This is a genomic window from Actinoallomurus spadix (assembly GCF_024055725.1).
Taxonomy (GTDB): domain Bacteria; phylum Actinomycetota; class Actinomycetes; order Streptosporangiales; family Streptosporangiaceae; genus Actinoallomurus; species Actinoallomurus spadix.
This window is the reverse complement of sequence record NZ_JAMXMX010000030.1, coordinates 1-25895: the sequence shown is the minus strand read 5'-3', so window position 1 is coordinate 25895 and position 25895 is coordinate 1. Positions and strand designations below refer to the sequence as shown.

General features: G+C 72.1%; 23 protein-coding genes. 3 read left to right on the top strand and 20 right to left on the bottom strand.

The genetic code is table 11. The annotated features are described in order from the left end of the window. Positions 1–49 precede the first annotated feature (49 nt). The 9 genes from NE235_RS31970 to NE235_RS31930 all read right to left on the bottom strand — a co-directional run bounded on the left by NE235_RS31970 (position 50) and on the right by NE235_RS31930 (position 8346). Positions 50–892, bottom strand: coding sequence for a Cof-type HAD-IIB family hydrolase (locus NE235_RS31970; protein ID WP_252809604.1), 843 nt, complete (start codon positions 890–892; stop codon positions 50–52). Beyond that, complete coding sequence (locus NE235_RS31965; RefSeq protein ID WP_252809602.1) at positions 889–1497, bottom strand: sugar transferase; 609 nt, start codon at positions 1495–1497, stop codon at positions 889–891. Before NE235_RS31965 ends, NE235_RS31970 begins: the two co-directional genes overlap by 4 nt. Further along, on the bottom strand, positions 1494–3554 hold the full coding sequence (locus NE235_RS31960) for an aminotransferase class I/II-fold pyridoxal phosphate-dependent enzyme (protein WP_252809600.1): 2061 nt from the start codon (positions 3552–3554) through the stop codon (positions 1494–1496). The genes NE235_RS31965 and NE235_RS31960 overlap by 4 nt, the downstream gene beginning before the upstream one ends. Then, positions 3555–4349: a class I SAM-dependent methyltransferase gene (locus NE235_RS31955; protein ID WP_252809598.1), complete on the bottom strand. Its 795-nt coding sequence runs from the start codon at positions 4347–4349 to the stop codon at positions 3555–3557. Then, positions 4350–5432 carry a radical SAM protein gene (locus NE235_RS31950; protein ID WP_252809596.1) on the bottom strand — a complete coding sequence of 361 codons (1083 nt, stop codon included), beginning with the start codon at positions 5430–5432 and terminating at the stop codon, positions 4350–4352. Next, positions 5429–6199, bottom strand: a complete 771-nt coding sequence (locus NE235_RS31945) for a class I SAM-dependent methyltransferase (protein ID WP_252809593.1) — start codon at positions 6197–6199, stop codon at positions 5429–5431. The genes NE235_RS31950 and NE235_RS31945 overlap by 4 nt, the downstream gene beginning before the upstream one ends. Continuing rightward, entirely contained in the window at positions 6196–6699 is a 504-nt protein-coding gene (locus NE235_RS31940) for a hypothetical protein (protein WP_252809592.1), read from the bottom strand. Before NE235_RS31940 ends, NE235_RS31945 begins: the two co-directional genes overlap by 4 nt. Then, entirely contained in the window at positions 6699–7052 is a 354-nt protein-coding gene (locus NE235_RS31935) for a hypothetical protein (RefSeq protein WP_252809590.1), read from the bottom strand. Before NE235_RS31935 ends, NE235_RS31940 begins: the two co-directional genes overlap by 1 nt. Positions 7053–7338: 286 nt before the next feature. After that, positions 7339–8346, bottom strand: a complete 1008-nt coding sequence (locus NE235_RS31930; protein WP_289849508.1) for an NAD-dependent epimerase/dehydratase family protein — start codon at positions 8344–8346, stop codon at positions 7339–7341. Positions 8347–8569: 223 nt separating this feature from the next. Between NE235_RS31930 and NE235_RS31925 the strand changes: the two genes are divergently transcribed. After that, positions 8570–9460, top strand: coding sequence for a metallophosphoesterase (locus NE235_RS31925; protein WP_252809586.1), 891 nt, complete (start codon positions 8570–8572; stop codon positions 9458–9460). 68 nt (positions 9461–9528) lie between these two features. Here the strand turns inward: NE235_RS31925 and mftF are convergent, their stop codons facing one another. The 10 genes from mftF to NE235_RS31875 all read right to left on the bottom strand — a co-directional run bounded on the left by mftF (position 9529) and on the right by NE235_RS31875 (position 21247). After that, complete coding sequence (mftF, locus tag NE235_RS31920) at positions 9529–10896, bottom strand: mycofactocin biosynthesis glycosyltransferase MftF (RefSeq protein ID WP_252809584.1); 1368 nt, start codon at positions 10894–10896, stop codon at positions 9529–9531. 98 nt (positions 10897–10994) lie between these two features. After that, positions 10995–12155: a rod shape-determining protein RodA gene (gene rodA, locus NE235_RS31915; protein ID WP_252809582.1), complete on the bottom strand. Its 1161-nt coding sequence runs from the start codon at positions 12153–12155 to the stop codon at positions 10995–10997. A gap of 12 nt (positions 12156–12167) precedes the next feature. After that, entirely contained in the window at positions 12168–14429 is a 2262-nt protein-coding gene (mrdA, locus tag NE235_RS31910; RefSeq protein ID WP_252809580.1) for a penicillin-binding protein 2, read from the bottom strand. 15 nt (positions 14430–14444) lie between these two features. Beyond that, positions 14445–14990, bottom strand: coding sequence for a rod shape-determining protein MreD (mreD, locus tag NE235_RS31905; protein WP_252809578.1), 546 nt, complete (start codon positions 14988–14990; stop codon positions 14445–14447). Positions 14991–14993: 3 nt separating this feature from the next. Further along, positions 14994–16142 carry a rod shape-determining protein MreC gene (locus NE235_RS31900; RefSeq protein WP_252809575.1) on the bottom strand — a complete coding sequence of 383 codons (1149 nt, stop codon included), beginning with the start codon at positions 16140–16142 and terminating at the stop codon, positions 14994–14996. Between the two features lie 11 nt (positions 16143–16153). Beyond that, positions 16154–17185 carry a rod shape-determining protein gene (locus tag NE235_RS31895; protein ID WP_252809573.1) on the bottom strand — a complete coding sequence of 344 codons (1032 nt, stop codon included), beginning with the start codon at positions 17183–17185 and terminating at the stop codon, positions 16154–16156. A gap of 189 nt (positions 17186–17374) precedes the next feature. Then, complete coding sequence (ndk, locus tag NE235_RS31890) at positions 17375–17785, bottom strand: nucleoside-diphosphate kinase (RefSeq protein WP_252809572.1); 411 nt, start codon at positions 17783–17785, stop codon at positions 17375–17377. 144 nt (positions 17786–17929) lie between these two features. Continuing rightward, complete coding sequence (locus NE235_RS31885) at positions 17930–19408, bottom strand: hypothetical protein (RefSeq protein ID WP_252809570.1); 1479 nt, start codon at positions 19406–19408, stop codon at positions 17930–17932. A gap of 116 nt (positions 19409–19524) precedes the next feature. After that, entirely contained in the window at positions 19525–19842 is a 318-nt protein-coding gene (locus NE235_RS31880; protein ID WP_308206183.1) for a DUF4233 domain-containing protein, read from the bottom strand. A gap of 49 nt (positions 19843–19891) precedes the next feature. Further along, a complete protein-coding gene (locus tag NE235_RS31875) occupies positions 19892–21247 on the bottom strand; it encodes a bifunctional folylpolyglutamate synthase/dihydrofolate synthase (protein WP_406567656.1) in 1356 nt (451 codons plus the stop codon). Positions 21248–21325: 78 nt separating this feature from the next. Between NE235_RS31875 and NE235_RS31870 the strand changes: the two genes are divergently transcribed. After that, on the top strand, positions 21326–22561 hold the full coding sequence (locus tag NE235_RS31870; protein ID WP_252809566.1) for a hypothetical protein: 1236 nt from the start codon (positions 21326–21328) through the stop codon (positions 22559–22561). Between the two features lie 67 nt (positions 22562–22628). On the opposite strand, the gene NE235_RS31865 is transcribed toward NE235_RS31870, so the two are convergent. Further along, a complete protein-coding gene (locus NE235_RS31865) occupies positions 22629–24698 on the bottom strand; it encodes a SpoIIE family protein phosphatase (RefSeq protein WP_252809563.1) in 2070 nt (689 codons plus the stop codon). Between the two features lie 109 nt (positions 24699–24807). Between NE235_RS31865 and NE235_RS31860 the strand changes: the two genes are divergently transcribed. Continuing rightward, a partial coding sequence (locus NE235_RS31860) for a HAMP domain-containing protein (RefSeq protein WP_252809562.1) occupies positions 24808–25895 on the top strand: 1088 nt, incomplete at its 3' end.

Here is a 25895-nt window from a genome sequence, read left to right as displayed (position 1 = left end):
CCCGGCCGGGAGGGCACGCCGGCCGTGCCGGCCGCCCTTCCGTCGCGCATCATGAGGACCCTCCTTGGGAGCGCTCCCATGGTAGGAGTCGTTCAAGGACCCGCGCCACCCCATCGGGATCATCGGGCCCGGTGACCAGGTCCGCCGCCGCCCGGACGGCGGAGGGCGCGTCACCCGTCGCGACCGCGCGCCCGGCGAAGGCCAGCATGGACAGGTCGTTCGGGGCGTCGCCGATGGCCATCACCTCGTCGGCGGCGACGCCGAGGCGCCGGGCCAGCGACTCCAGCGCCGCGCCCTTGCTCGTACCGCGCGCGAGGATCTCGAGGATGGGCCCGGTCGACCAGGTCAGGGTCAGGCCGTCGGCCGCCCCGCCACCGGCGCGCACTCGCGCGGCGAGCTCGGCGGGGCCGAGATCGGGATGACGGGCCAGCAGCTTGCCGATGGGCCGGTTCAGGAGGCCGGCCGGATCCCCGACCTCGACCGGCGGTTCGACGAAGGGCGTGTTCCAGCGGGTCTCGTGGCCGATCCCGTCGCTGTCCTCCCAGGCGAACACGGCCTCCGGCATCGACGCCCGCACCTGGGCGATCACCTCGCGCGCGCCGGCCGCGGACAGGAACGACCGCCGGACCACGGCACCCGCGCGGAGGTCGTAGATCTCCGCGCCGTTGGCGCACACCGCCAGGTCGTGCACCCCGAGCCCCGCGGTGAGGCGCCTGGCCTGCCGTCCCGGACGTCCGGTGGCCACGACGACGTGGATCCCGGCGTCGAGGACGCCTCGCAGTGCCGCGCGCACGCGGGCCGACGGCGCCGGACCCGGCGCCGACGGGTCACGGGCGTGCGGCAGCAGCGTGCCGTCCAGGTCCGCCGCGATCAGGCGGATCCCGCAGCTCACAAGGCGCCCCGGCGCCGCAGCACGGCCGGTGCCGTACGGATGAGGATGCCCACGTCCCGGGTGAGCCGCCACCCGTCGATGTAGGCGAGGTCCAGCCGTACGCAGTCGTCGAAGCCCAGCTCGGACCGCCCGCTGACCTGCCACGCCCCGGTCATCCCGGGCCTGACCTCCAGCCGCCGCAGGTGCCACGGCGCATAGGCCCGTACCTCCGACGCGAGGGCCGGGCGCGGGCCCACCAGGCTCATCTCGCCGCGGAGAACGTTCCACAGCTGCGGTAGCTCGTCCAGCGACCAGCGCCTCAGGAAGGCGCCGACCCGGGTTACGCGCGGGTCGTCCTCGAACTTGTAGAACCGCTCGTCGGTGCCGCCCCGTGCCAGCAGCTCCGCCACCATCCGGTCCGCCCCGTCGACCATGGTCCGCAGCTTCAGCATCATGAACGGGCGGCGCCCACGGCCCACCCGCTCCTGCCGGAACAGGACCGGCCCGGGAGACGACCACTTGATCGCGATGGCGAGGGCGCCGAGCAGCGGGGCGGACATCACCATCGCGAGCGCGCCCACGAGGAGATCGACGGCGCGTTTGGCCCGGCCGTTCGGATCGGTCATCTCGTCAGGTCCGCGTAGCAGTGCCGCACGGTCATGACGATCTTCTCGGCCTCCTCCACCGTTAGTTCGGAGGACATCGGCAGCGCCAGCGCCTCGGCGTCGAGCCGCTCGGTGACGGGCAGCCGCTCGCCGTTCCCGAAGGCGGCCAGGTGCGCCGCCCGGAAGTAGGGCTTCGTCTGCACGCCGCGCTCCAGCAGCGCGCGTTCCAGGGCCGGGCGGCCCGGCGGATCCGGCACCCGGACGACCCAGTGGACGTAGCAGTTCAGGTCGTCCGGTTCGGTCTCCTGGGGCCGGAGCCCGGGGAGGCCGGACAGACCGTCCCGGTAGATCTCGGCGACCCGGTTGCGGCGCCGTACCAGGTCCTCGAGCACCTGGAGCTGGTCCAGCGCGTAGATCGCGTGCAGTTCGTTCATCAGCTCCGAACGCCACCACGCCGAGCGGTCCGCGAGCATCCTCTCGGCGGCGTCGGCCGGGAGCACGGCGGCGCCGCCCGCCCCGCCGGCGGACAGGACCTTGGCGAAGCTCATCGAGTACGAATGGCCGTCCGCCTGCGACGCCACGGGGCGGCCCCGGTAGCGGCTGCCGAGCGCCGCCGCGGAGTCCGCGACGAGAACGGCGCCGTGCTCCGCGCAGACGCTCGACAGCTCCTCGTAGCGGCAGGGGTTCCCGAACGTGTCGACGCAGACGACCACGCGGGCCGACTCCTCGTTCAGGGCGGCGCGCAGCGCCCCGGGATCGAGCGTCCAGCCCCGCTCGTCCACGTCGACGAACCGCAGCCGGTACCCGAGTTGAAGCAGCACCTCCGCGGTGGCCGGGAAGGTGAACGAGGGCAGCACCGCGGTCTCGCCCGGCGCGGCCGGGCCGGCGACCGCCGCGATGACCAGGCGCAGGGCCGACGTCCCGGAGGTGGTCACGAGCAGGGTCCGGCCGGCCGGTACGTCGAGCTCCTTGGCCAGCCGCTCGCGCAGTTCCTCCGACCAGCGGTTGCCGTGCTTGATCTCGCCGGTCCACAGGCACTGCTGCTGACGGGCGGCGACCTCGTCCGGAAGGGCCGCGCGAGGCGGGATCACCACCGGGACCGGCGGATCGAACGAGGGCGTGCCGTCCCGGCGGAGGGACGTGACGATCTCTTCGAGGCACGGCCGCAGCTCCCCCACCCGGTGACCCGCGGCCGCGAGGGCCGAGACGTCGACGACCCCGCAGGTGTCGTCGGCGGGCGGCGGACCGGGCCGGATCGGGGACTCCGAACCGCACAGGTCCCGGACCTCCTCGGCGACGGAGACCAGGGAGGTGGCCGGCCCGCCGACGTTATAGACCCCGGGGCCGACGCCCCCCTCGATGAGCCGGCCGAGGTCGCGGACCGGCACGAAGCTGCGGACGGTGTCGGTGACCGGCAGGGGGTGACCGGCCAGCGCCTTCCTGGTGATCCTGGCGGCGAACCGGTCCTGGCCGATCCCGACCACGTTGGCGAGGCGCAGGACGGTCAGCCGCCCGGCGTCGACGGCGTCCCGCACCAGGCGTTCCTGCGCCAGCTTCGACATGCCGTAGATCCACCGTCCCGTCGGGTCCGCCTCGGCCATGCGGCGGCCCAGCGGCGCGACCCGCCACAGGGGGCAGGCCTCGCGGGCCGCCAGGAGTGCGTCGTCGCACCACCGGCCGAGATCCTCCGCGGTCCACGGGAGCACGGGGGCGGTGTCCTCGCGCAGCGGCGCCTCCGCGCTGCCGTAGACCTCCACCGAGGACAGCAGCACGACGTCGTGCCCGGCCAGCGCCGGCAGGATCCGCGCGGTCGACACGGCGTTGCCGACGGGCAGCAGCCACGGCCATCGGGGACGCGGATCGCTCACGCCGAGCGAGAGGACCACGGTCCCGTCCGGGAGCCGTGGCGGCTCGTCGGTGAGGGCGTCGACGGCCAGCCACCGGGCTCCCGCCGCCACCAGCCGCTCCGGCGGCGGACGGCGATCGACCACGGTCACCTCATGGCCGGCGGTCAGCAGCGACTCGCTGATCCTGCCCCCGATGAAGCCGGACCCTCCCAGAACAACGAACGTCTCCATCTATCCCTCATCACCGTCGGAGGTCGGGCGACGGCCCGTCGCCAGCAGCTGCTTGCCTGCGTCGGCCATGGCCGGGTCGGCGAGCAGCTCGCGTTCGAGGGCCAGATGCGCGTCCCAATCACGTTGGAGTTCCTCGGTCAGCCGGCCGACGCCCAGCGGCGCGGCCGTCACGAGCAGGCCGTGCACCTCCACGTCGGTCAGGCCGGCGTCCTCGAACGCCCGGCGCAGCCGGGCGGCGTCGAAGAGGTGCATGTCGGCGTGCTGCCCGTCGACCCGCCACACGCCCATCCGTGTGCGCAGGCGCTCCGTCGCCTCGGCCGGCCTGCCGTCCCGCAGCAGCTCGAGGACCAGGCCCATGAGGGAGTCGACGAGCACGACCACCCGGCCGCCCGGGCGTACCCAGCGGGCGAACCCGCGCACCGTCGCCTCCGGGTCCGTGGTGTACTGCAGCGAACCGAGGGCCATCACCATGGCGGCCGAGCCCTCCGCGAGCTCGGCCGTCTCCATGGAGCCTTCGACGAGGGTGAACCCCGGGCGGTCGGCTCGTCTCAGCTCCGCGAGCATGCCGGGCGACTGCTCGATCCCGATCACCGGGTGGCCCGCCTCGACGAGGCGATCCACCCAGCGGCCCACACCGCATCCCGCGTCCACGACCGGCCCGTGCTCGGGCAACTCGGGCAACACGCGCCGCACGCGTTCCCACGCGAGCGTGTCGTACGCGCGCCGGTGCGGCACCTCGAAGTGCTTCTCGTACGTCGGTGCGAGCGCGCTGTAGAGGGCCTGGCTCGGCCGCATTCAGGCGTCCTTTCCGAGGTGGCGGCGCCCCGCTCGCCACATCAGGTCGTTCACGTAGGTGGTCGGCCGCCAGCGGAGGTTCAGGCTGTAGTTGCTGCCGCAGCCCACGCACTCCTTGCGGAACAGCCGCGCGTGCTCCTCGCGGTACTCCTCGGACTCGATCACCTCGGAGATCCGCCGTTCCCGGACGTTGAAGGTCGGGTCGTGACCCCAGCAGCCCCCGATCTCGCCCCTGGAGTGGATCATCAGCTTGAGCTGCGACTCCGCGCAGGGAATGTCGCGTTGCACGATGTCCGAGAAATGCCGGGGGATGTATGACATGTCCGAGTAGCGCGGGAGCCAGCGCCCGTCCGAGCGCATCACCTCTTCCAGGCGTCCGAGGGCCGCGGTGATGTCGTCGGCGTCGACCTGCTTGAGCTCCGCGACCTTCGGGGCCCGGAACAGGAAGGTCTGGTCCGTCGCGAGGTTGAGGTAGAGCCGGACACGGAGCTCCTGCGCGAGCCGGGCGATGTCGGGCAGGTATTCGATGTTCTCCCGCATCACGGTGAAGTTCATCCGGACCTTGAGCCCGTACCGTTCCCGCTGGTCGATGACCCCGCGGAGGTGCTCCATCGTGGTTTGGAACGCGCCAAGACGGCCCCTGATGCGATCGTGGACGAGGCCGTTGGGCCCGTCCACGGAGATGTTGAAGCTCCGGACCCCCGCGTCGAGGACCTTGGTGAGCATGGCCGGCGTGAGCCTGATGCCGTTCGTGTTCAAATGCAGGTGCCGGATGCCCTGCTCATGGGCGTACGCCATGATCTCGAGCGCGTCCGGCCGGATGAGCGGTTCTCCGCCGGTGAAGTTGGCCTTCAGGATCCGCAGCCGGACGAGCTGCCGCAGGACGTCCTTCCACTCGTCGGTGGTCAGCTCGCCCTTGGTGTTGTCCAGCCAGCAGCTGCAGCTGACGCACCGCAGGTTGCAGTTCTCGGTCAGGAAGAGCTCGGAGACGAGCGGCCGGACGCCGAGCCGGGGGGCGACGCGTTGCTTGACGGCGAGCTGGGCGAAGAACGTGGCCAGGCGTACGTTCTCGTGGATCTTCATGGAACCCTCCTGGCGGCCACGTGGATGTTGGCCGATTTGAAGATCACGCCATCGAGGTAGATGAGCCTCTCGAGCAGCGCCCGCAGCCGGCCGCCGGTCAGCAGCGCGGGCGCGTGGAGCCAGCGCCAGAAGAGGTTGGCGCCCTCGACGGCCGTGGGTTCGAAACCGCTCCCGCGGAGCAGGCCGATGAGGTCCGCGGGCCGGTAGTTGGTGTGCTCGTGCTTGCCGACCGACATGTCGCCGCGCAGGTCGTCACTGAGGTCGACGAACCGCTCCCGGTAGACCCGGCGGCCGAATCTGGCCGTGTAGACGAACCGGTGCAGCCGTGGGAACCGGAACTTCGCGTTGTCCGGATCGAGGAAGGAGAAGATGTGCCGCCGCGGCACGGTGAGGACGAGGAGGCCGCCGGGCGAGAGCACGCGGTGCACCTCGTCGAGGAAGCGGGACTCGTCCGGCACGTGCTCCAGGACGTCGAGGAGCGACACCGAGTCGAACTCACCCGTGTCGAAGGGGAGCTCGCCCGCCACCGTCAGCCGGTGCAGCCGCAGGTTCCCGTTCCGGTGCCGCGCCGCCTCCAGGTAGCCGGGGTGCGGGTCGGCGCCGGAGCATTCCAGCCTGGTGGTCGTCTGGAGCGTCGACAGGAAGTACCCGTCGCCGCATCCCACGTCCAGGTGCCGTCCGTCGCGTTGCGCGAGCCGCTGCCAGGAGAAGGCGTACCGGCGCAGCGGATGTCGCGCGAACGGATTCCGGTCAACATCAACGATCATGGGCGTCCCCCACAGAGCCTCGCGGACAGCGAGGTCATGACCTCGACGATGTGTTCGGGTGTCGCCGCGGGTGGCAGGGGACGCTCCTCGAGCAGCCGCGCCTGCCGCTCGCCGTGACGGGCGACCTCCCGGGGCAGGTCCCGCACGTCCCACACGGCCACGACCGGGCCGGAGCGCTCCTCCTGCCGGAGGTAGGCGACCTGGTGGTCGTTTCCCATCTCGCCGAGGGCGGACGTACGGGCGACGGCGATCGGCACCCTTCCCGACCGCTGGACCAGCCGTACCGTGTTGCCCGCGTGCGTGATGATCACGTCGGCCTCGTCCATCCGCTTCCCGAGCTCGTCGGCGGGGATGAACGACTCGTGCGGGCACGGGGGCCGCAGCGACGAAGTGCCCGTCTGGGCGAAGACCTCGTGGTCGGAGCACAGCGGCGCGACCGCGCCGATCAATCGATCGAACGGCCAGGGCCCCATCCCGACGGTGACGAGGATCCGCGCCATCAGTACAGTTCGCCGATCAGCACCGCGCGCGGCCGCACGCTCAGCAGCGACGGCCGTTGGACCAGCACCGCGGTCGCGAGCCGGGAGCAGAGCCTGCTGGCGATGCCCGGGGAGTCGACGATGTTCAGGGTCTCCAGCCAGACGGCGGGAACCCTCCGGAGCCTCGCCGCGAGGAAGACCCCGACCGCCACCCCGGTACCGGCGGAGATGATCAGATCGGGGCGTTCGCGTCTCAGGACGCGGACCGCGCGCCCGATGGACGCGAGCACGCCGATCGGCCTGCTCGCCGAGCGCTCCGGCGCCCAGTGCACCCGGTGCCCGGCGAGGAGGGTCTCGGTGTCCGGAGCCCGCACGGCGATCCAGGAGATGTCATGCCGGGACCACCACGGCCGGAGAGCGAGTAGATCGAGTAGTACGCCTCCGCTGCTCGATACGAGTAGGACCTTATAACGGGCCTCGTTCAATGCTCAGCACCCTCGCGTCGCTCCAGTCAAAAGCGACAATAACAGGATATTCAGCATGTGTCTGCACCGAAAAGACCCTGTTTTCCCGCATTTACGGATGACACTTAACTGCGATAAATACCGACCGATCGGGCTCCGGTCATGAAGTCATTGGTCTTTTGGTTTTCCGAGATGGTCAGATCAGGTGATCGACCCAGGTCGACGGCGTCGCCGCCGTAGGGATCTCGATGTCCAGGTCGTACCGGAAGGGCACTGGTTCCTGAGCCGCGATCCACTCGACCATCTTCTTCAGGCCGTCGCGCAGCGGCACCGTCGTCCGGTACCCCAGCAGCCGGCGCGCCTTGTCCGCGCTGCAGGTGGCGAACGGCACCTCCAGCGGGCGGGCCGGGACGAAGATGGGATCGAGCGGAAAGGAGAGGATCGCCGCGATCTCCTCGGCGAGGCCCAGGATCGAGACGGTCTCCTCATCCGGCCCCACGTTGATGACCTCGCCCGCCGCGGACCCGTCCGTGCCCATGCGCTCCAGGCAGCTCAGGACGTCGTCGACGAAGCTGAAGCACCGCATCTGGCCGCCGTCGCCGTAGATGACCGGCTGCTCGCCGCGGAGCATGCGGCTGATCATGATCGCGGCGACGTTGCGGTACGGATCGAAGTAGCGCTGCCGCGGCCCGATGATGTTGTGCGGCACGGCGATCGCGTACTCCCCGCCGTGCGTGGTGAACAGCGTCCGGACCATCGTCTCGGACGACAGCTTGGCCAGGCCGTAGGGGCTGACCGGCTGCGGCGTCATGTCCTCGGTGAACGGCGCGGGCAACGCGCCGTACCGGGCCATCGACGAGCAGTGGACGAACCTGCCGACCCCGGCCGCCAGCGCGGCACTCGCCAGGTCCACGGTGGCCTGGGCGGTGTTGCGATGGACGAACGACGGCGAGAAGACGCTCAGCCCGTCATACGCCGCCGACGCGCAGTGAAAGACCAGGTCGCTGCCGCGCAGCAGGTCGGCGTACGACGCGCGATCGCAGCAGTCGGCGACGCGGAACTCCACGCCGTCGGGAACGTTCCGCTCGGACCCTCCGATGAGACTGTCCACGCCCACGACGTCCCAGCCGAGGTCCACGAAACGCTCCGCCAGATGACTCCCGAGAAAACCGGCGACTCCGGAAATGAAGGCCTTCCCCGCCATCACGATCCCTTCCGTTCGAAGTCGGCTGACCGGACGTGGCCATCGTCCTTCACGCAGCTCTCGCTGCCGGCCGGAGGAGAACGCCCCGCATTTCCGGCGGTGGCATGGTGCGTACCTCCTCGTGATATCCGGTTCAGAGTACTCCGGAATGGTCGGTCGGTCTCATCCAGAAGCCGGACCGAATTGCCCTATTCTGGTCACGGCCGCCTTTGGGGAGGACTCAATGCCGAACGCCCGCACGGTGCTGCCGCTGTCCGCCCTCGGCGCGGTGACCTACGTGTCGCTCGTCGAACGCGGATGGTTCCGGTTGCGGCGTCAGGAGGTCCCCCTGCTGCGGCCCGGACGCCCACCGCTCAAGATCCTCCACATCTCCGACCTCCACCTCACACCGCGGCGACGGCGGCTGATCCGCTGGGTAAGGGCGCTGGACCGGCTGCGGCCGGACCTCGTCGTCAACACCGGCGACTCGATCGCGCACCCCGCGGCCGTCCCCGCCCTCGTCGAGGCGATCGGCCCGTTGCTCCAGCGCCCGGGCGTGTTCGTGTACGGCTCGAACGACCTGTACGCGCCCCGGCCCGAGAACCCCCTGAGCTACCTGCGCCGATCCGCGCCGTCGGACTTCCACGAGCACGTGCCGCCCGACCTGCCCTGGGAGGAGCTCGGCGCGACCCTGCGCGCCGCGGGCTGGTCCGACCTCAACAACGCCGCGGAACACGTCAAGGCCGGTGGACTGTCGGTGGAGGTCCGTGGCGTCCACGACTCGCACATCGCCCAGGACGACTACGGCCGCGTCGCGGGTCCCGCCGATCCGGGCGCGGATGTCCGCCTGGGCGTCATGCACTCGCCGGAACCGCGCAACCTGGACGCCTTCACCGCCGACGGCTTCGACCTGCTCCTCGCCGGCCACACCCACGGCGGCCAGGTACGGATCCCTTACCTGGGTCCCCTCATCACCAACTGCGGCATCGACCGCACCCGGGCCCGGGGCCTGCACCGCAACGGCGCGGCGTGGCTGCACGTCTCCGCCGGCCTGGGCACCTCACCGTACCTGCCCGTCCGCTTCTGCTGCCCACCCGAGGCGACGCTCCTGACGCTCGTACCCGCCGCGGCCTGAGGACCCGCGAGGGCCCGCCTCGAAGCCCCCGTCCGCCGTAGGACGGCGGGGCTTCGAGGCAGGCACACCTAGAGCCGCCGCTGCAGGCCAGGCGCGCCGTGGAGGTCCGGGATGAGCGGCGCGAACGTCCGGTTGCGGAGACAGCCCGCCCAGATCCCGGTGCCGTAGGCGACGTCGTCCGCCAGCCGGAGCAGACACCACGGGACGAGGCCGAGGGTCGTCCTCTGGTCCCGCCACTCGTCGGCGTACGTCGTGAGGACGGTCGCCGCGATGAGCCTGCGGGCCCGCGGCGACGCGATCATCGCGGCCAGCGTGCCCGGCCACCAGGCGCGGGTCAGCGCGGCGACCAGACCGCGGCCGGCCGACAGGTGACCGGCCGTCGCGACGCGCAACGCCCGGCGCGGCGGAACCCTCAGCTCGCCGAGCTCGTGGGCGGTCAGCAGGGCGGAGCCGGCCGCGACCGTGGCCGCGAGGCCGAGCCTGCCGGCCCCGGCCAGCGCCCACGCCGCGACGCTCCAGGGCGAGGCGGTCAGCGGCGCCATCGATCCGGGGTGCCGGGTCAGCAGCGGCGCGTCCGTGGTGCCGTAGCTGAAGCGCTGGTGGACCCATTGGTGGGGTTTCCTCCGGGCGAGGTGGGTGGCCACGGACGCGGGTTCATAACGGACCTTCCACCCTTGCTTCAGGAGGCGGAACACCAGATCGAGATCCTCGCCGAAGCGCATCTCCTCGCTGAGCCCACCGGCCTCGGACAGGACCGACCGCCGGACGACCAGGACCGTCGTCGACACATAGCCCACCGGGCTGCGCGGCCGCACCTGACCGGGCGAACGTCCCAGGTCATGCGGTGAACGCGCCGTCTCGTACCGTTCGAGCAGCGATCCGCCCGGCGCGCTCGCGATGCGCGGGGCGACGGCCGCGACCTTCGGGTCGGCGAAGTGCGGGAGCAGCGCGTCGAGCCATCCCGGGCTCGGCGAGCAGTCCGAGTCGACGAACGCGACGAGCTCGGTCTTCGCCAGGCCCCAGCCCGCGTTCCGGGCCGCGGCGGGTCCCCGCGGACGCTCGTGCCGGATCCGCGCGCCGTCGATCGGGACGCGCGAACCGTCGTCGACGACGATGACGTCCGCGACCTCGCCGAGCGTCGGGACCAGCGCCGCGACGAGCCCGGCGCGGTCCTTCACCGGGATCACGACGGTGACGTCGGCGGGCCCGAAAGGTCCGGACGCCCACGTCGGATGGGCGACGCCCGCGTCGATCAGGCGCCGGGCCAGGCCCGTGTCGGTGATCGCCTCACCGGCCGTCCACCGGTCGAGGGTCCGGCTCTCCTCTTCGGACAGGCGGAGAGTGCGCAGCGGGCGGGTACGTACCAACAGGCGTCCCTCGTCCATGCGGACGATGCCGTCGTCGAGCGTCAACCGGAACTCCGCCGCCGTCGCCATTGGATCATCGTCCCCCATCCGGGCCCCGGCGGCCAGAACGGTTCCGTAGCACGATGATCACTCCGCACGCACGCCCCGGACGGGATCCGCGGGCCGGCTCACTCGTACGGGTTGTGGCGGAGGTGGACGGTCTGGAGCAGGCCGACGGCGATGAAGTTGGCGAAGGCCGCGGAGCCGCCGTACGACACGAAGGGCAGGGGGAGGCCGGTGATCGGCATGATGCCGACGGTCATGCCGATGTTCTCGAAGGTCTGGAAGGCCAGCCAGCACACGACGCCGGTGGCCACCAGCCCGCCGAACAGGTCGGCGGCCTCGCGGGCGATGCGCAGCCCGCGCCACAGCACCACGCCCAGCAACGCGACGATCAGCGCCGCCCCGATGAACCCGAGCTCCTCCCCCGCCACCGTGAAGATGAAGTCGGTGTGCTGCTCGGGGACGAAGTGGCCGTTCGTCTGCTCACCGTGGAACAGCCCGTTGCCGAAGACGCCGCCGGAGCCGACGGCGATCCGGGCCTGCTGGGCGTTGTACCCGGCGCCCTGCGGGTCGGCGGACGGGTCGGCGAAGGCGGTGAAGCGGTGCACCTGGTACGGCTTGAGCAGGTGCGTCCACCAGACCGTCACCGCGAGCGCCGCCGCGGCTCCGATCAGCCCGCCGACCCACAGTTTCGGCGCCCCGGACATCGACAGCACACCGATGATCACCGTGGCGAACACCAGGGTGGTGCCGAGATCCGGTTGCAGCATCACCAGCCCGGCGGGCAGCGCGGCCAGCGCCAGGGCGAGCAGGATGTCGCGCCGGCCCGGGCCGACCTCCCCGTCGCGCGGCTCACCCAGGATCATCGCCAGCAGCACGACCATGCCGACCTTGGCGAACTCCGACGGCTGGATCTGGAACCCGCCGCCGACCACGATCCACGAGTGGGAGCCGTTGACGGTGGCCCCGACCGGCGTCAGTACGACGGCGAGGCCGAGGCAGGCGGCGCCGTAGACGATCGGGGCGTACGCGCGCAGGAGCCGGTAGTCCAGCGCCGTCGTCACGCCCCCGAGGATCAGCCCGATCGCCAGGTTGAGGACGTGCTTCTTCAAGAAGCCCTCGGAGCCGTCGGCGCGGGTCGCGGAGTACACGAGAACCGCGCCGATGACCGACAGCGCGAGCACGGCGAGGAGGAGCGCCCAGTCCAGGCGCCGCGCGGGTGAGGCCAGCAGCCGGGCCGGGAGGGACCGCCGCCGGCCGAGCGCCCCGCCGTACTCACTGATCATGTCGCCACCCCGTCATCGCGGCCTCCGGCGGTGGGCGGGCGCGGACCGCTCGTCGTTCGCGGGAACGGACCGCTCCTCCTTCGCGGGCGCCCGCCGCCTGTCCTCCGCGGGAGTGGGCTGTTCGTCCTTCGCGGGTACGGGCTGCTTGTCCTTCGCGGGCGCGGGCTGCCGGTCATCCGAGGTCACGGCGAATCCCGGAGGGGCGTTGACCGTGCCGTCGGGCGCGAGGGTAGGCAGCCGGTCCGGGACGTTCCCGTCGGGCAGTGCGGGCGGCTTCCCGGTGAGGCCGTACATGCCCTCCCAGATCTGCCGGACGGCGGGCGCCGCCGTCGTGGCGCCGGTACCCGCCTGGGTGACCATGGCGACGACGACGTAGCGCGGCTTGTTCGCCGGGGCGAAGGACGCGAACCATGAGGTGTCCTTCTTGCCGTACACCTCCGCGGTGCCGGTCTTGCCGGCGACGGCCAGCCGGTCGAAGGGGAAGCCGCCGAAGGCGCCGGCGGCCGTGCCCTCCTTGGGCACGTCGGTGAGGGCCTTCCGGATGTAGGTGAGCACGTTCGACGGCACCGGAAGGCGTCCCGACTTGACCGGGTCGATGCGGCGCCGCACGGACCCGTCGGGGGCGATGACCGCCTTGCCGACCCGGGGACTCCACAGCGTGCCGCCGTTGGCGAGCGCGGCGTACGCGCGGGCCAGCTGCAGTGGCGTGACGAGGACGTCGCCCTGGCCGACGGAGAAGTTGGCGGCGTCACCGGCGCGGAAGACGTACCCGTCGACGCAGTTCTCCGAGGAGATCGCCTTGAGGTACGCCGCGCGGGCCGGGTCGGTCTTGGCGATCTCCGGGTAACCGGTCTTGGCCCGCTTGCAGTCGGTCTTCTTGGTGTCGTTCCAGTAGGAGAGCTTCCAGGCGCGGTCCGGGATCCGGCCGGGCGCCTCCCCGGGCAGGTCGATGCCGGTGCGCCTGCCGAAGCCGTACGCCCGGGCCATCTTCTCCATCGGGTCCTTGGGGTTCTTCACCGGGTGCATGCCGCCGTCGCGGAGCCACTCCTCGTACGCGAACTTGTAGAAGATCGTGTCGCAGGACATGACCAGCGCACGGTGCAGGTCGATGTCCCCGCCGGACTCGCCCTCGAAGTTGCTGAACGCCCGGGCCCCGACCATGTACGACGACGGGCAGGGATAGATGCCGTGCAGGGAGTACCCGTCCTTGACGGCCGCCGGCAGCGACGAGATCTTGAACGTCGATCCGGGGGCGAACTGGCCGTCCGTCGCCCGGGAGATCAGTGGCTGGCCGTGCTGCTTGCTGAGCAGCGCGTCGTACTCGTCCTGGGAGATGCCGCCGGTCCACACGGACGGGTCGTAGGTCGGGAAGCTCGCGAGCGCGATGATCCGCCCGGTGCGCACGTCCAGGACCACGCTCGCCGCCGAGTCGGCGGGGTCGCCGCGGTGGCGGGCGTCCTGCATGGCCTGGGAGAGGGCCTTCTCGACGATCCCCTGCACCTTCGCGTCGATGCTGGTGACGAGGGTGCCGCCGCCGACCGGAGGCTGCTCGGAGGCGATCCCGGTCACGCGTCCCCGGTTGTCGACGAGGACCCGCCGGTCGCCCGGGACGCCGCGCAGGTCGCCGTCGTAGACCGCCTCCAGCCCGTCCCGGCCGATCAGGTCGACGCCGCTGAACCCGGTGACCTTCAGGCCCTTGCGGCTGTTCAGTTCGTCCTGGGTGATCGGCTGCAGGTAGCCGAGCGCCTGCGCGGCGGTGGCGCCCTCGGTGCGCGGGTAGTCCCGGACCGGTTCGAGCTGGGCGGTCACCCCGGGGAAGTCCTCCTGGCGCTCCATGATCTGCAGCGCCTTGCGGGCGTCGACGCGGTCGTCGATGGGGATCGGCTGGTACGGGGAGCCGGGCCAGCAGGGCCGCTTGATCCCCGGACCGCACAGCCGGACCTTCAGGGCGAGCTCGTCGTAGCGGGTGCCGAGCAGGTTCGCCAGGCGCTGCAGCACCGCCCGGCCGCCGTCCCGCTGGCGGATCAGCGCCGTCCGGTCGACGGAGACGACCAGGGCGGTGCGGTTCCGTACGAGCGGCCGGCCGACGTCGTCGAGGATCTGTCCTCGCACGGCGGGCACCACGATCTCGCGGATCCGGTTGTCGGCGGCGACCTTCTTGTAGTGCGCGCCGTTCATGACCTGCAGGTACCACAGCCGCCCGCCGAGCGACAGCAACAGCGACATGACGAGCACGTGCAGGACGACGAGCCGCACGTGCGAGCGCGGTCCCAAAGCCTTCTCCTTCGTCTAGCGCGCCCGATAGAACCCGGGGACCGCGTCGAGTCCGCCCGGGTCGTGCTGGCGTTCGGCCCTCCGGGTCAGCCGCAGCACGGCCCAGACCACGAACGGGCTGGCGATCACGTCGTAGAGCACCTGGACCGGCAGCTGGTGGGACAGCACCGGCCAGCGGGTGCGTGGGTCGCCGAGCATCATGCCCACCATGGCGTACAGCACCGATCCGGCGAGCGCGCCCGCGGCCACCGCGACGAACGGCAGCACGGGCGAGCGCTCGAGGTCGTCGGCGGCGAGCCCGCAGACGTAGCCGATCAGGCAGTACACGAAGGCGTAGCGGCCGATGGTGTGGTCGGCTGGCGGCACGATGTCGGCGGCCAGCCCGGCGAAGAAACCGGTGACCAGGCCGGTCATCGATCCGTTGACCAGCGCCAGCGCCACCACGGCGAGGAGCACGAGGTTCGGGGTGACCGAGGCGGGCAGCGGCAGCCGGTTGGCGACCGTCAGCTGCAGCAGGAGCGCTGCGACGACGACGATCGTGGCCAGGACGTTGCGTGACATGGCTCAGTCTCCCGGCGAGTGAGGCGTGCGCGGTCCGCGCCGCCGTGGTGCTTCGGTGGACGTCAGCGTTCGGCGTGTCCGCGGCGACTCGGTGGACGTCGCGGACCTGCGTCTCCGGGACGGCCCGGCGGACGCGGACTCCTCCCCGCTCGGCATCGCCCGCGGGGCCGCCGACGGCTCGTCCGGCGCCCGCCGCGTCGGTGCCGAAGCGGCGGCGCCCGGCGTGGAGGGGCCCGGATTCGACGGGCCCGGGTTGGACGGCGACGGGGTGGGCGTCACCGGCTTGGGCGGGGCCGGCGGCAGCACGGCGTCGCGCGGGTTCTTCTTGGGCGGCGCCACGACCACGCCGACGACGTCCAGGGCGGTGAAGTGCGTGAACGGGCGGACGATGGCGGTCCGGGTCAGCGATCCGGGCGTCCGCTCGATGCGGATGACCGTGCCGATCGGGACGCCCGGGACGTACGGCCGGTTGCCCTGCGAGCCGAAGGAGACGATGCGCTGGCCGGGTTTGATCTCCACCGTGGAGTCCAGGAGCTCGAAGGTCAGCGGTGAGCCGCTGCGCCGGCCGGTGCCGCGTACGACGCCGATCTCCCCCGAGCCCTCCAGCCGCCCGCCGACCGAGGAGGCCGCGTCGGTGGCCAGCAGCACCGTCGACGTGGCCGGCCCGACCTGTGTGACGCGCCCGACGAGGCCGTCGCCGGTGATCACCGTCATGTCGGTGCGGACGCCGTCGCCGCTGCCGGCGTCGATGGTGACGGTCTCCTCGACGCCCTCCCCGGCCGAGATGACCTGGGCCGCGACGATCCGGTAGCCGCCGAGCCCGGCGGTGCCGAGCAGCCGGTGCAGCTGCTCGGCGCGGCTCTTGTCGATCTGCTGGGCGCGGAGCTGCTGGCGCAGCCGCTGGTTCTCGCGTTCGAGCCGGTCGACCCGCCGGTGCGCGTCCGGACTGCCGATGATCGTGTCCAGCGCGTGCCCGACCGGGGTGATCACGGCCGCCGCGGCGTCCTCGATCGGCCCGAAGATCGCCTCGCCGAAGGAACGCAGCCCGCGCAACGGTGAGTGCTCGCCTCCACGGTAGTCAACGGTGATCATGGCCAGGGAGATCAGCAGCAGGACCCCGAGGACGGCTCGGGTTCGCCGGGTGTCGTTCACCGGCAGGTTCCCTAACGTCGTGGTTCGGGCACGAGGACCTGGCGCAGCGCCTCGAAGTCCTCGACACACTTTCCGGAGCCGAGGACGACCGAGTCGAGCGGATTGTCGACCATGTGGATCGGCATGCCGGTCTCTTCCCGGAGCCGTTCGTCGATGTTCTTGAGCAGGGCGCCGCCGCCGGTGAGGGCGATGCCGCGGTCCATGATGTCGCCGGACAGCTCGGGCGGGCACTTGTCGAGCGTCGTCTTGACGGCGTCGACGACCGTGTTGACCGGCTCCTCGATGGCGCGGCGGATCTCCTCGGCGGAGATCACGATCGTCTTCGGCAGGCCGCTGACGAGGTCGCGGCCGCGGATCTCGGCATGCGGCTCGTCGTCGAAGGGGTAGGCCGAGCCGATCGCCATCTTGATCTCCTCCGCGGTGCGCTCCCCGAGCATCAGGGAGTACTCCTTCTTCGCGTAGGAGATGATCGCCTGGTCGAGCTCGTCGCCGCCGACCCGGATCGACTGGCTCGTCACGATGCCGCCGAGCGAGATGATCGCGACCTCGGTGGTGCCGCCGCCGATGTCGACGACCATGTTGCCGGTGGGCTCGTGGACCGGCAGGCCGGCGCCGATCGCGGCGGCCATGGGCTCCTCGATGATGTACACCCGCCGGGCGCCCGCCTGGTAACCGGCCTCCTTCACGGCGCGCTGCTCGACACCCGTGATCCCGCTCGGCACGGCCACGACGATCCGCGGCTTGGCGAAGTGCCGGCGTTTATGGACCTTCTGGATGAAGTACCGGAGCATGCGTTCGGTGACGTCGAAGTCGGCGATCACACCGTCCTTGAGCGGGCGGACCGCGACGATGTTGCCAGGGGTACGGCCGATCATCCGCTTGGCCTCGATGCCCACCGCCACGATCTTGCCCGTGTTCGTGTTGATGGCCACGACCGACGGCTCGTTCAGAACGATGCCCCGACCGCGCACATAGACCAAGGTGTTCGCCGTACCCAGATCGACTGCCATGTCACGGCCCAGGAACGACAGCTTGTTACCCATGAAGAAAGGGAGCCCTTCCGGATTGGCGGGCGTGCGGAACGCATTCTCATGGTAACGCGCGAGATCCCGGTTGACGCAGACCCGGCGCCGCGCGTCGTGGGCCGGGTCAGGTCCGTCCGATGGGCTGGGCCTGGGAAAACAAACGCGCGGGCCGTACGTACCCGGCCCGCGCGGTTATGCGACCAATCTTCAGAAAAGGTCGGGGAAGAACAACTTGATCTCGCGCTCGGCCGACGCGGGAGAGTCGGAGCCGTGCACGACGTTCTCCTGGATCTCCAACGCGTGGTCCCCGCGGATGGTTCCGGGCGCGGCGGCGACCGGGTCGGTGGCGCCGGCCAGGGCGCGGAACGCCTCGATCGCGCGCGGCCCCTCGACCACCATCGCGACGAGCGGGCCGCCGGTGATGAACTCGACCAGCGAGCCGAAGAACGGCTTCTCGCGGTGCTCCTCGTAGTGCGTCTCGGCGACCTCGCGCTCCAGCGTGCGGAGCTCCAGTGCGGCGAGCTTCAGGCCCTTGCGCTCGATGCGCGCGATGACGTCCCCGACGAGGCCGCGGCGCACGCCATCGGGCTTGACGAGGACAAGACTGCGTTCGGACACGGAAGATTCTCCTTGGTTCACAGGTTTGCGATCACCGGTGCGGGCCACGGCCCGCCCGCCTCGGCGGGAGGTCACCGGCCGACCGGGGCTCTAACCGTATCCGCGCAGGTCGCCACGGCCGGGCTGCCGCGTAACGGTGCGATCTTACCCGCCGGGCAGCGCGGTTCCGCCCGAGTCCGCGGGACCGGCCGGAGAGGCCCGCGTCCGGTTCCGGCTCGCCCAGGCGGTCACGGCGGCGAGGAGCACGGCGATGCCCCCGGCGGCGACGAGCCACAGCCGGTACGCCGCGGTCAGGGCGTACAGCGCCGCCGCCGGGTCGCCGCCCGCGCCGGTGACCGCGCCGACCTTCGCGATCTGCAGCGGGCCGACGACGAGGTGCCCGCCGAGGACCGCCGGGAAGCACAGCGACAGGCCGAACAGGGCCGGACCCGCGTCCGCGTGGCGGAGCGCGGCCCCGACCGCCAGCCCCGTTCCCGCGCCGAGGGCGCACAGGGCGGTCAGCAGCGTCCACAGGCTCGCCGCCGCCCCCGTGGTCAGCAGCAGGAGGATCGCGACGACGTCCAGGCCGTACCCGCACAGCATCACGCGGCGGCCCGTTCCACGGCCTAGCGAACCGGCCAGGAGCGCGGCGGCCACCGCGCCCGCCCCGCCCGCCACGAACGCCGTCAGGGGCACGGCCCGGTCGCCGACCAGCCCGGCCAGCGGCCCGGTCACCGGCATGGTCAGCAGGCCGGTGGCCGGCATGACGACGGCGTACCCGAGCGGGCTGCCGGTGGTCGCGTCGCGGGATCCGACCACGGCCAGCCCCAGCAGCCCGGCGATCCCGCAGGCCGCCAGCAGGAGTTGCGCCCCGGGCGACCAGTCGTACGTCGTGACCACCGCCAGGAAGGCGAATCCGCCCACCGGAACGACCGGCAGCAGCAGTTGCAACCGCTCCGTCCGCGCCGCGGCCGGAGCGACCCCGGCCGCCGGAAGCCCGGCCGGCAGGGCCCCGGTCGGCGGGCCGGCGCGACGGGCCGGCCGCGCCCGCAGCAGGCCCAGTGTCGCCACGCCCACCAGCGCGATCGCGCTGAGCCACCAGTACGGGCACAGGATCGCCCGCCACTCGACCCCGTCGGGGTCCCAGCCGGCCGTCGCGGCCAGCGCGAGGGGCGTGGCGAGCAGGAGCGCCGCGACGAGGACGCCGGCCCAGACGGAGGGGGCCGCGCGGTGCCGCCCCCGCTCCCGGGCCAGCGCCAGCGTCGCGGGCAGGACGATGCCACCGGCCGCGCCCTCGGCGACGCGTACGGCGCCGACCGCGGGAACGGACGTGGCGCGCACCGAGAGCCCCTGGGCCGCGAGCAGGACCGCGAGCCCCGCGAACAGCACCAGCCAGGCGGGCGCGCGGCGGACCAGCGCGGCCGTGAGCGGGGCCGTGAGGATCAGGGCGGGCAGCGCCAGGCCGCAGGCGCGGACCAGCCCCGCCGCCTGGGCGTCGGGCAGGCCGAGATCGCGGACCGCCTGCGGCATGACGTACGACGCCGTGTCGGGCAGCACGACGACCGCGGCGGGGACCGCCGTGGCGAGGACGACGAGCAGCACGGCGAATCCGGCGGCGTCGTCTTTCCCGGGGGGCGTGGACATCCGGAAATCTCCTCAGGAGATCATCGGTCCCGCACCCTCAATTCACGCCATAAGTCAACTTTTAGACATTTGGCACAATTGGCGAAACGAGACGATCGGAACGGCCACCCGTGACATTAGCGCGGCTGCGCGCTCTCCACCCGCCGACCAACCCAAATCGACGCCCCCCAGAGAGCACCGAAAATGACACCGAGGAAGAACATCACCGGAACCACGAAACCCGTCCCAATGACCAGAATCTGCAGCACACTGCCCGCGACGTAGGCCCAGCGGTACCGCAGCAGCCCGGCGATCACCAACCCGGCGAAGGCGAGCACGCCCCCGGCGATCCCGGCCGTGGCGGCGTCCGCGTGCGCCACCGAGATCGCCACGGGGATCGCCAGCAGCGTCACCACCGCCTGCAGCGTGAGCATGACCGCGCACAGCCTCCTCACCGCCGGTCCCCCCGCTCCCCGGCCCGCGCGCCGCCCGTACGCCCGGCCATCACCGGCCCGCCCTCAGCAGCACCCGCGCGTCACCCGCCGTCGTGACCGACCCCGTGATCAGCACTCCGGCGCCCGCGAACTCCCCGGACTCGTCGGCCAGCGTGATCGCCTGGTCGATGGCGTCGTCCAGCCGGGGCACCAGGTGCACGCGGTCCTCACCGAAGACGTCCCGCGCCAGGTCCGCCAGCTCGCGCGCGGGCATCGACCGGGCGGAGGAGTTACGCGTGACGAGGACCTCGTCCAGCACCGGCTCGAGCTCCTCCAGCAGACCGGTCACGTCCTTGTCGGCCATCGCCGCGAGCACGCCGACCAGCCGGGTGAACCCGAACTCCTCCGTCAGCGCCGCCACGCTGGCCGCCATGCCGGCCGGGTTGTGCGCCGCGTCGACCAGCACGGTCGGCCCCGTCCGCACGACCTCCAGCCGCCCCGGCGACGTCGCGTTCACGAACGCCTGGCGCACCAGCTCGGGGTCGAGCTGGTCGCTGTCGGTCTCCGACTCACCGGTGGCGCGGCCGCGCGCGAACGCCTCGACCGCCGCCAGCGCGCACGCCGCGTTGCCCGCCTGGTGCGCCCCGAAGAACGGCAGGAACACCTCGTCGTACACGCCGTGCAGCCCCTGCAGCCGCACCAGCTGGCCGCCCACCGCCAGCTCCCGCCCGAGGACGCCGAACTCCAGGCCCTCACGGGCGACGGTCGCCCCGACCTCGGTGGCGCGCCGCATCAGCACCTCCGCCGCCTCGACCGGCTGCTGGGCGAGCACGGCGATCGCGCCGGGCTTGATGATCCCGGCCTTCTCCGCCGCGATCTGCTCCACCGTGGACCCGAGCCAGCGGGTGTGGTCCAGGCCGATCGGTGTGACCACCGCCACCGCCCCGTCGGCGATGTTGGTCGCGTCCCAGGTGCCGCCCATGCCCACCTCGACGACGGCGACGTCGACGGGCGCGTCGGCGAACGCGGCGAATGCCATCGCGGTCAGCGTCTCGAAGAACGACACCTTCACGTCGTGCTTCGCGTCGGTCAGCTCGATGAACGGCAGGACGTCCTCGTACAGCTCGGCGAACCGCTCCTCGCTCACCGGCGCCCCGTCGATCGCGATCCGCTCGCGCATCGAGTGCAACTCGGGGCTGGTGTACAGGCCGACGCGCAGCCCGCGCTCCCGCAACAGCGCCTCGATCATCCGGGCCGTGCTGGACTTGCCGTTCGTCCCGGTGATGTGGATGACGGGGTACGCCCGCTGCGGCGATCCGAGAACGTCCGCAAGATCACGCATCCGGTCCAGCGTGGGATCGATGTCCCATTCGACCCCCCGGGTCCTGATGCCCTTGACGGCCTCGTCATACCTGCTCGCACTCACCCCAGCAGCCTACTAACGCGCCGCCCGGGAGTCAGACCGGCATGATCCCCTCACTCGGGTCGTCGATATCGTCGGATGGTGACCGATGGGACCGGCGCGTTCTTCGCGGAGTGGGACCGGCGCGGTCCGGGCGCCGAGCGGAGCGTCGAGCGCGCAGGCCTTCTCGCACACGCGCTGGAGACCGGCACGACCGGGATTCCGGTGCTGACCGTGGTCGGCTCGAAGGGCAAGGGGACGGCCGCCACCTACGCCTCGGCGACTCTCGCCGCCGCCGGATGCCGCGTGGTGACGGTCACCAGCCCGGCCCTGCGCCGGGAGCGCGAGCGCATCCGCGTGAACGGAACCGCGATCTCCGACGCCGACCTCACCCGGCTCGGCGCGCGGATCCGCGAAGCGGTCCGGTATCTTCCCGAACGCAGGAGCGGCGAGGGCTACCTGTCGCCGAGCGGCCTGTTCACGATCGCGGGCGTCCTGCACGCGCGAGCCGTCGGCGCCGACGCCATCGTCCTCGAGGCGGGCATGGGCGGCGTCTCGGACGAGGTCCGCCTGTTCCCCCCGGACGTCGTCGCGATGACCGAGGTCTTCGCCGAGCACCTCGGCGTTCTCGGTGACTCCCCCGCCGAGATCGCGGTGGACAAGGCCGGCGTCACGGCCGCCACCACCTCCGCCGTCGTCTCCCTCCCCCAGACCCCGCCCGTCACCGAGGCGATCGCCGCGACCGTCGCCGACCGCACCGCCGGCCGGCTGAAGCCCGAGGTGATCGGCGCGAGCGATCTCCCGGAGGCCGTCCTACCGGCCGCCCACGGGCGGCGGAACGCCGAACTGGGCCGCGCCGCCGCCGAACGCCTCCTCGACGCGGCCGGACGCCGGCGGCCGTCGCCCGGCCGGCTGCACCGCGTGCTGTCCTCCGTACGCCTGCCCGGCCGCCTGTCCTGGCACCGGCTGCCCGGCACGACGATCCTCCTCGACTCGGCGATCGACCGGACGGGCGCCGCCACGGCGCTGGCCGAGGCGCGTCGGCACTGGGACGACATCGACCACGTCCTCGTCTGCCTGCCCGACCACAAGGACATCGCGGGTGTCATCGACGAGCTGGCGGGCCTCCCCGTCACCTACGTCCGGCTGCCGGAGTACCGCCACCTGCGCTTCACCCATCCCCTGCCGCCACACTGGACGGTCATGGACGACGGGGAGCTGACCCGAGAGCGTCTCGCCTCCTTGGGCGAGCGCGTCGTGGGGCTGGGAACGGTCTACTTCATCGCCCGCCTCCTCGACCTGCTGAACGCCGACACGGAGCGCCTGTTCGAGGTGTAGGCGGAAGAACGGCCCCCGTTCCTCGTCCACGCCACCCAGCCGTACGAGCGCCCATCGGGCGGGCCGGTCACTCCTCGACGCGGAGGACGATCAGGGCGGTGTCGTCGTGGGAGGGCTCGGTGGAGAAGCCGCGGACGGCGCGCATGACCTTGGCGGCGACCGCGCCGGCGTTGAGGTCCACGCAGCCCGCGAGGATGCGTTCGAGGCCGCCGTCGTCGCCCAGGAGCCGGTCGCCGTGGCGCCGCTCGGTCACCCCGTCGGTGAAGCCGAGCAGCAGGTGCCCGGGTTTGAGGATCGTGGTCTTGACCTCGAACGTCGCCTCGGGGAACGCGCCGAGCATCAGGTCGGAGTGGTCCTCGCCCTTCACGATGCCGCCCGGGCTCAGGAAGAGCGGCGGCGGATGACCCGCCGTGGCGTACGTCACACGGAACCGGCCGTCGCCGAGCGGCTCGAGCTCACCGTGGAGGAGGGTGAGGAACGGGGCGCGGGTCCCCTCCTCCAGGATGAGCGCGTTGAGGCGTTCGAGGACCTCGGGGATCGAGTGGCCCTCCCGGCCGAGGATCCGCAGGCCCTGCCGGGCGAGCCCGGTGACCGCGGCGGCCTCGGGCCCGGTGCCGCAGACGTCGCCGATGGCGAACCGCCAGCGTGTGCCGACGTTGAAGACGTCGTAGAAGTCGCCGCCGACCTCGCTGTGCTCGCCGGCCGGTTCGTACACGACCGCGACGTCCAGGCCGGGGATCGTGGGGATGTCGGGCGGCAGGAGGCTGCGCTGGAGCGTGCGGCTCATGGCGGCCTGCTCCTCGTACAGGCGGGCGTTGTCGATGGCGAGGGCGGCCCGGCCCGCGAGGTCCTCGGTGAGCTCGAGCGCGTCGCGGGTGAAGCGCGCGCCCTTCGGGCCGCCGACGACGAGCGTGCCGATGGTGCGGCCCCGCGCGACCAGCGGGAAGACGTGAGAGACGTCGCCGGTCACCCGGTGCGCGGTCGGGGGGAGATCGCCCGACGGTGCCGGGGTGAAGCCCTCCCACGGGCCGGGCTCGGCCGGCGGGGACGCGGGCGGCAGCAGGTCGAGGAGCGTGCGCAGGTCGGCGACCATCGTCTCGTCGGCGTGCCAGGCGTACGCGGGCAGCGCCAGGCCGGTGTCACGGACGGTGAACACCGCGCACCAGGTGGCCAGGCGGGGGACGATGAGCTGGGCGACCAGCGCCATGGTCATCTGCTGGTCGAGCGTGCCGGCGAGCATGCTGCTCGCCTCGGCGAGGAAGCCGAGCCAGCCGCGGCGGGCGCGTTCGAGCTCCATGAGGCGGGCCCGCTCCAGCGAGGGCGCCTGGCGGTCGGCGAGGTGCTGGAGGCGTTCGACGTCGTCCTCGGTGAAGTGCCCGGCGTCGCGGGAGGCCGCGATGAGCAGCCCGATCGCCCGGCCGTCGACCGTGAACGGCGCGGTGACGAGCGAGCGGATCCCGGCGGCCCGCAGGGCCGGGAGGTTGTACGGGCTGCCGCCCAGGTCGGCGTACACTCCCCGGCCGCCGACCGGCGCGCCCTCCAGGCCCATCTCCAGCGCCGCGCCCTCGGGGCGTACGCCGGCCGTCGCGCGCAGGCTGAGCTCGGCGTCGTCGTCGGCGAGCAGGACGTACACGCAGTCGGCGCCCATGGCGTCCTGCGCGCCCTGCGCCGTGCGCTGGGCGAGCTGGTCGACGGTGGGGCGGGCGGACTGCGGCGCGGTGACGAGCACCTCGGGAGGCATGCGCGGCGGCGCCTCGTCGGGGACGCCGATGCCGGGTACGGTGAACCAGACGTGTTTGTCCCCTTGGCCGTACGTCACGCCCCAGGACGTCGCGAGGGTCTCGGGGAAGAGCAGGCCGCGGCCACTGACCTGATCGCCCGGCACGGGCACCCGGCGGGTCTGGTGCCGGTCGTGCACCTCGACCCTGACCTGGCCGCCGATGAGCTCGCAGACCACCTCGACCTCGGTGCCGGCGTGGACGATGGCGTTCGTAACCAGCTCACTCGTTAGTAGCATGGCGTCGTCCACGTCATCGACGCCCCAGCCCCGAAGTGTCTCCCCCACGAAGCGCCGGGCGGCCGCGACAGAAGCGACCTCCGGCGGAAAGGTCGTGTACGTCTTTTGGTTGCTCTCCACGGCCACTTGGATTCGTCTCGGGGATGCAGGACGCTGCCATCGTGGCAGATCCACTGGGTGGACTGTACAGACCCCCGGCCACGCCGCGTGGAAGGCTAGGAGGAAATCAATGCCTCGAGGCACGTCCCATGCGCCGACCCGCGCCAAGTACTCGGAGACCGATCTGCGGTCGGTGCTCGACGCCGTGTGCGCCTTGCGCGACGGCGATTTCGACGTGCGGCTCGATCCCTCGCGCGACGGCATCCTGGGCGAGATCGCCGGAGCCTTCAACGAGGCTCAGGAGCGCGCGTCCCACCTCACCGGCGAACTCGTACGGGTTCAGCGTGAGGTGCGTCACGAAGGACGGATCGACGAGCGGCTGAGAGCGGGCGGCGAGGGCACCTGGGCGACGGGCAACGCCGCGGCGAACGCGCTGATCGACACGCTCGTGCAGTCCACGACCGCGATGGCCCGCGTCGTCGACGCGGTGGCCGACGGCGACCTGAGCCAGCGCATCGAGCTCGACACCGGCACGCGGCCCTGGCGCGGCGAGCTGCTGCGGATGGGCTCGGGCGTGAACCGCATGGTCGAGCACCTCGACGAGTTCGCCGCCGAGGTGACGCAGCTGGCCCGGGAGGTCGGCGCGGAGGGGCGGCTCGGCGGGCAGGCGACGCCGCGGGAGATGTCGGGCCGGTGGCGTGACGTCACCGGAGCGGTCAACGCGATGGCGAGCCGGCTGACCGGGCAGGTGCGCGACATCGCCCTCGTGACGACGGCGGTGGCACGGGGGGATCTGACCCGGAAGGTCACGGTCGAGGCGACCGGCGAGCTGCTGGAGCTGAAGGACACCGTCAACACGATGGTCGACCAGCTCTCGTCGTTCGCGGACGAGGTGACGCGCGTGGCCCGTGAGGTGGGCACGGAGGGCCGTCTCGGCGGCCAGGCCCGCGTCAGCGGCGTCAGCGGCGTCTGGAAGGACCTCACCGACAACGTCAACTCCATGGCGGGGAACCTCACCGCCCAGGTGCGCAACATCGCCCAGGTGGCGACGTCGGTGGCCAACGGCGACCTGTCCAAGAAGATCACGGTCGACGCGCAGGGCGAGATCCTCCAGCTCAAGGACACCCTCAACACGATGGTCGACCAGCTGTCCTCCTTCGCCGACGAGGTCACGCGCGTCGCCCGCGAGGTGGGCACGGAGGGCCGCCTCGGCGGCCA

Bases quoted from the DNA above. Each gene is read 5' to 3' on its own strand.
- rodA (WP_252809582.1), bottom strand. From the start codon at position 12,155: ATGATCAGTGAGTACGGCGGGGCGCTCGGCCGGCGGCGGTCCCTCCCG.
- mreD (WP_252809578.1), bottom strand. From the start codon at position 14,990: ATGTCACGCAACGTCCTGGCCACGATCGTCGTCGTCGCAGCGCTCCTG.
- NE235_RS31940 (WP_252809592.1), bottom strand. From the start codon at position 6,699: ATGGCGCGGATCCTCGTCACCGTCGGGATGGGGCCCTGGCCGTTCGAT.
- NE235_RS31950 (WP_252809596.1), bottom strand. From the start codon at position 5,432: ATGAAGATCCACGAGAACGTACGCCTGGCCACGTTCTTCGCCCAGCTC.
- NE235_RS31960 (WP_252809600.1), bottom strand. From the start codon at position 3,554: ATGGAGACGTTCGTTGTTCTGGGAGGGTCCGGCTTCATCGGGGGCAGG.
- NE235_RS31925 (WP_252809586.1), top strand. From the start codon at position 8,570: ATGCCGAACGCCCGCACGGTGCTGCCGCTGTCCGCCCTCGGCGCGGTG.
- NE235_RS31945 (WP_252809593.1), bottom strand. From the start codon at position 6,199: ATGATCGTTGATGTTGACCGGAATCCGTTCGCGCGACATCCGCTGCGC.
- NE235_RS31885 (WP_252809570.1), bottom strand. From the start codon at position 19,408: ATGTCCACGCCCCCCGGGAAAGACGACGCCGCCGGATTCGCCGTGCTG.
- mftF (WP_252809584.1), bottom strand. From the start codon at position 10,896: ATGGCGACGGCGGCGGAGTTCCGGTTGACGCTCGACGACGGCATCGTC.
- NE235_RS31955 (WP_252809598.1), bottom strand. From the start codon at position 4,349: ATGCGGCCGAGCCAGGCCCTCTACAGCGCGCTCGCACCGACGTACGAG.
- NE235_RS31930 (WP_289849508.1), bottom strand. From the start codon at position 8,346: ATGGCGGGGAAGGCCTTCATTTCCGGAGTCGCCGGTTTTCTCGGGAGT.
- NE235_RS31965 (WP_252809602.1), bottom strand. From the start codon at position 1,497: ATGACCGATCCGAACGGCCGGGCCAAACGCGCCGTCGATCTCCTCGTG.
- NE235_RS31895 (WP_252809573.1), bottom strand. From the start codon at position 17,185: ATGGGTAACAAGCTGTCGTTCCTGGGCCGTGACATGGCAGTCGATCTG.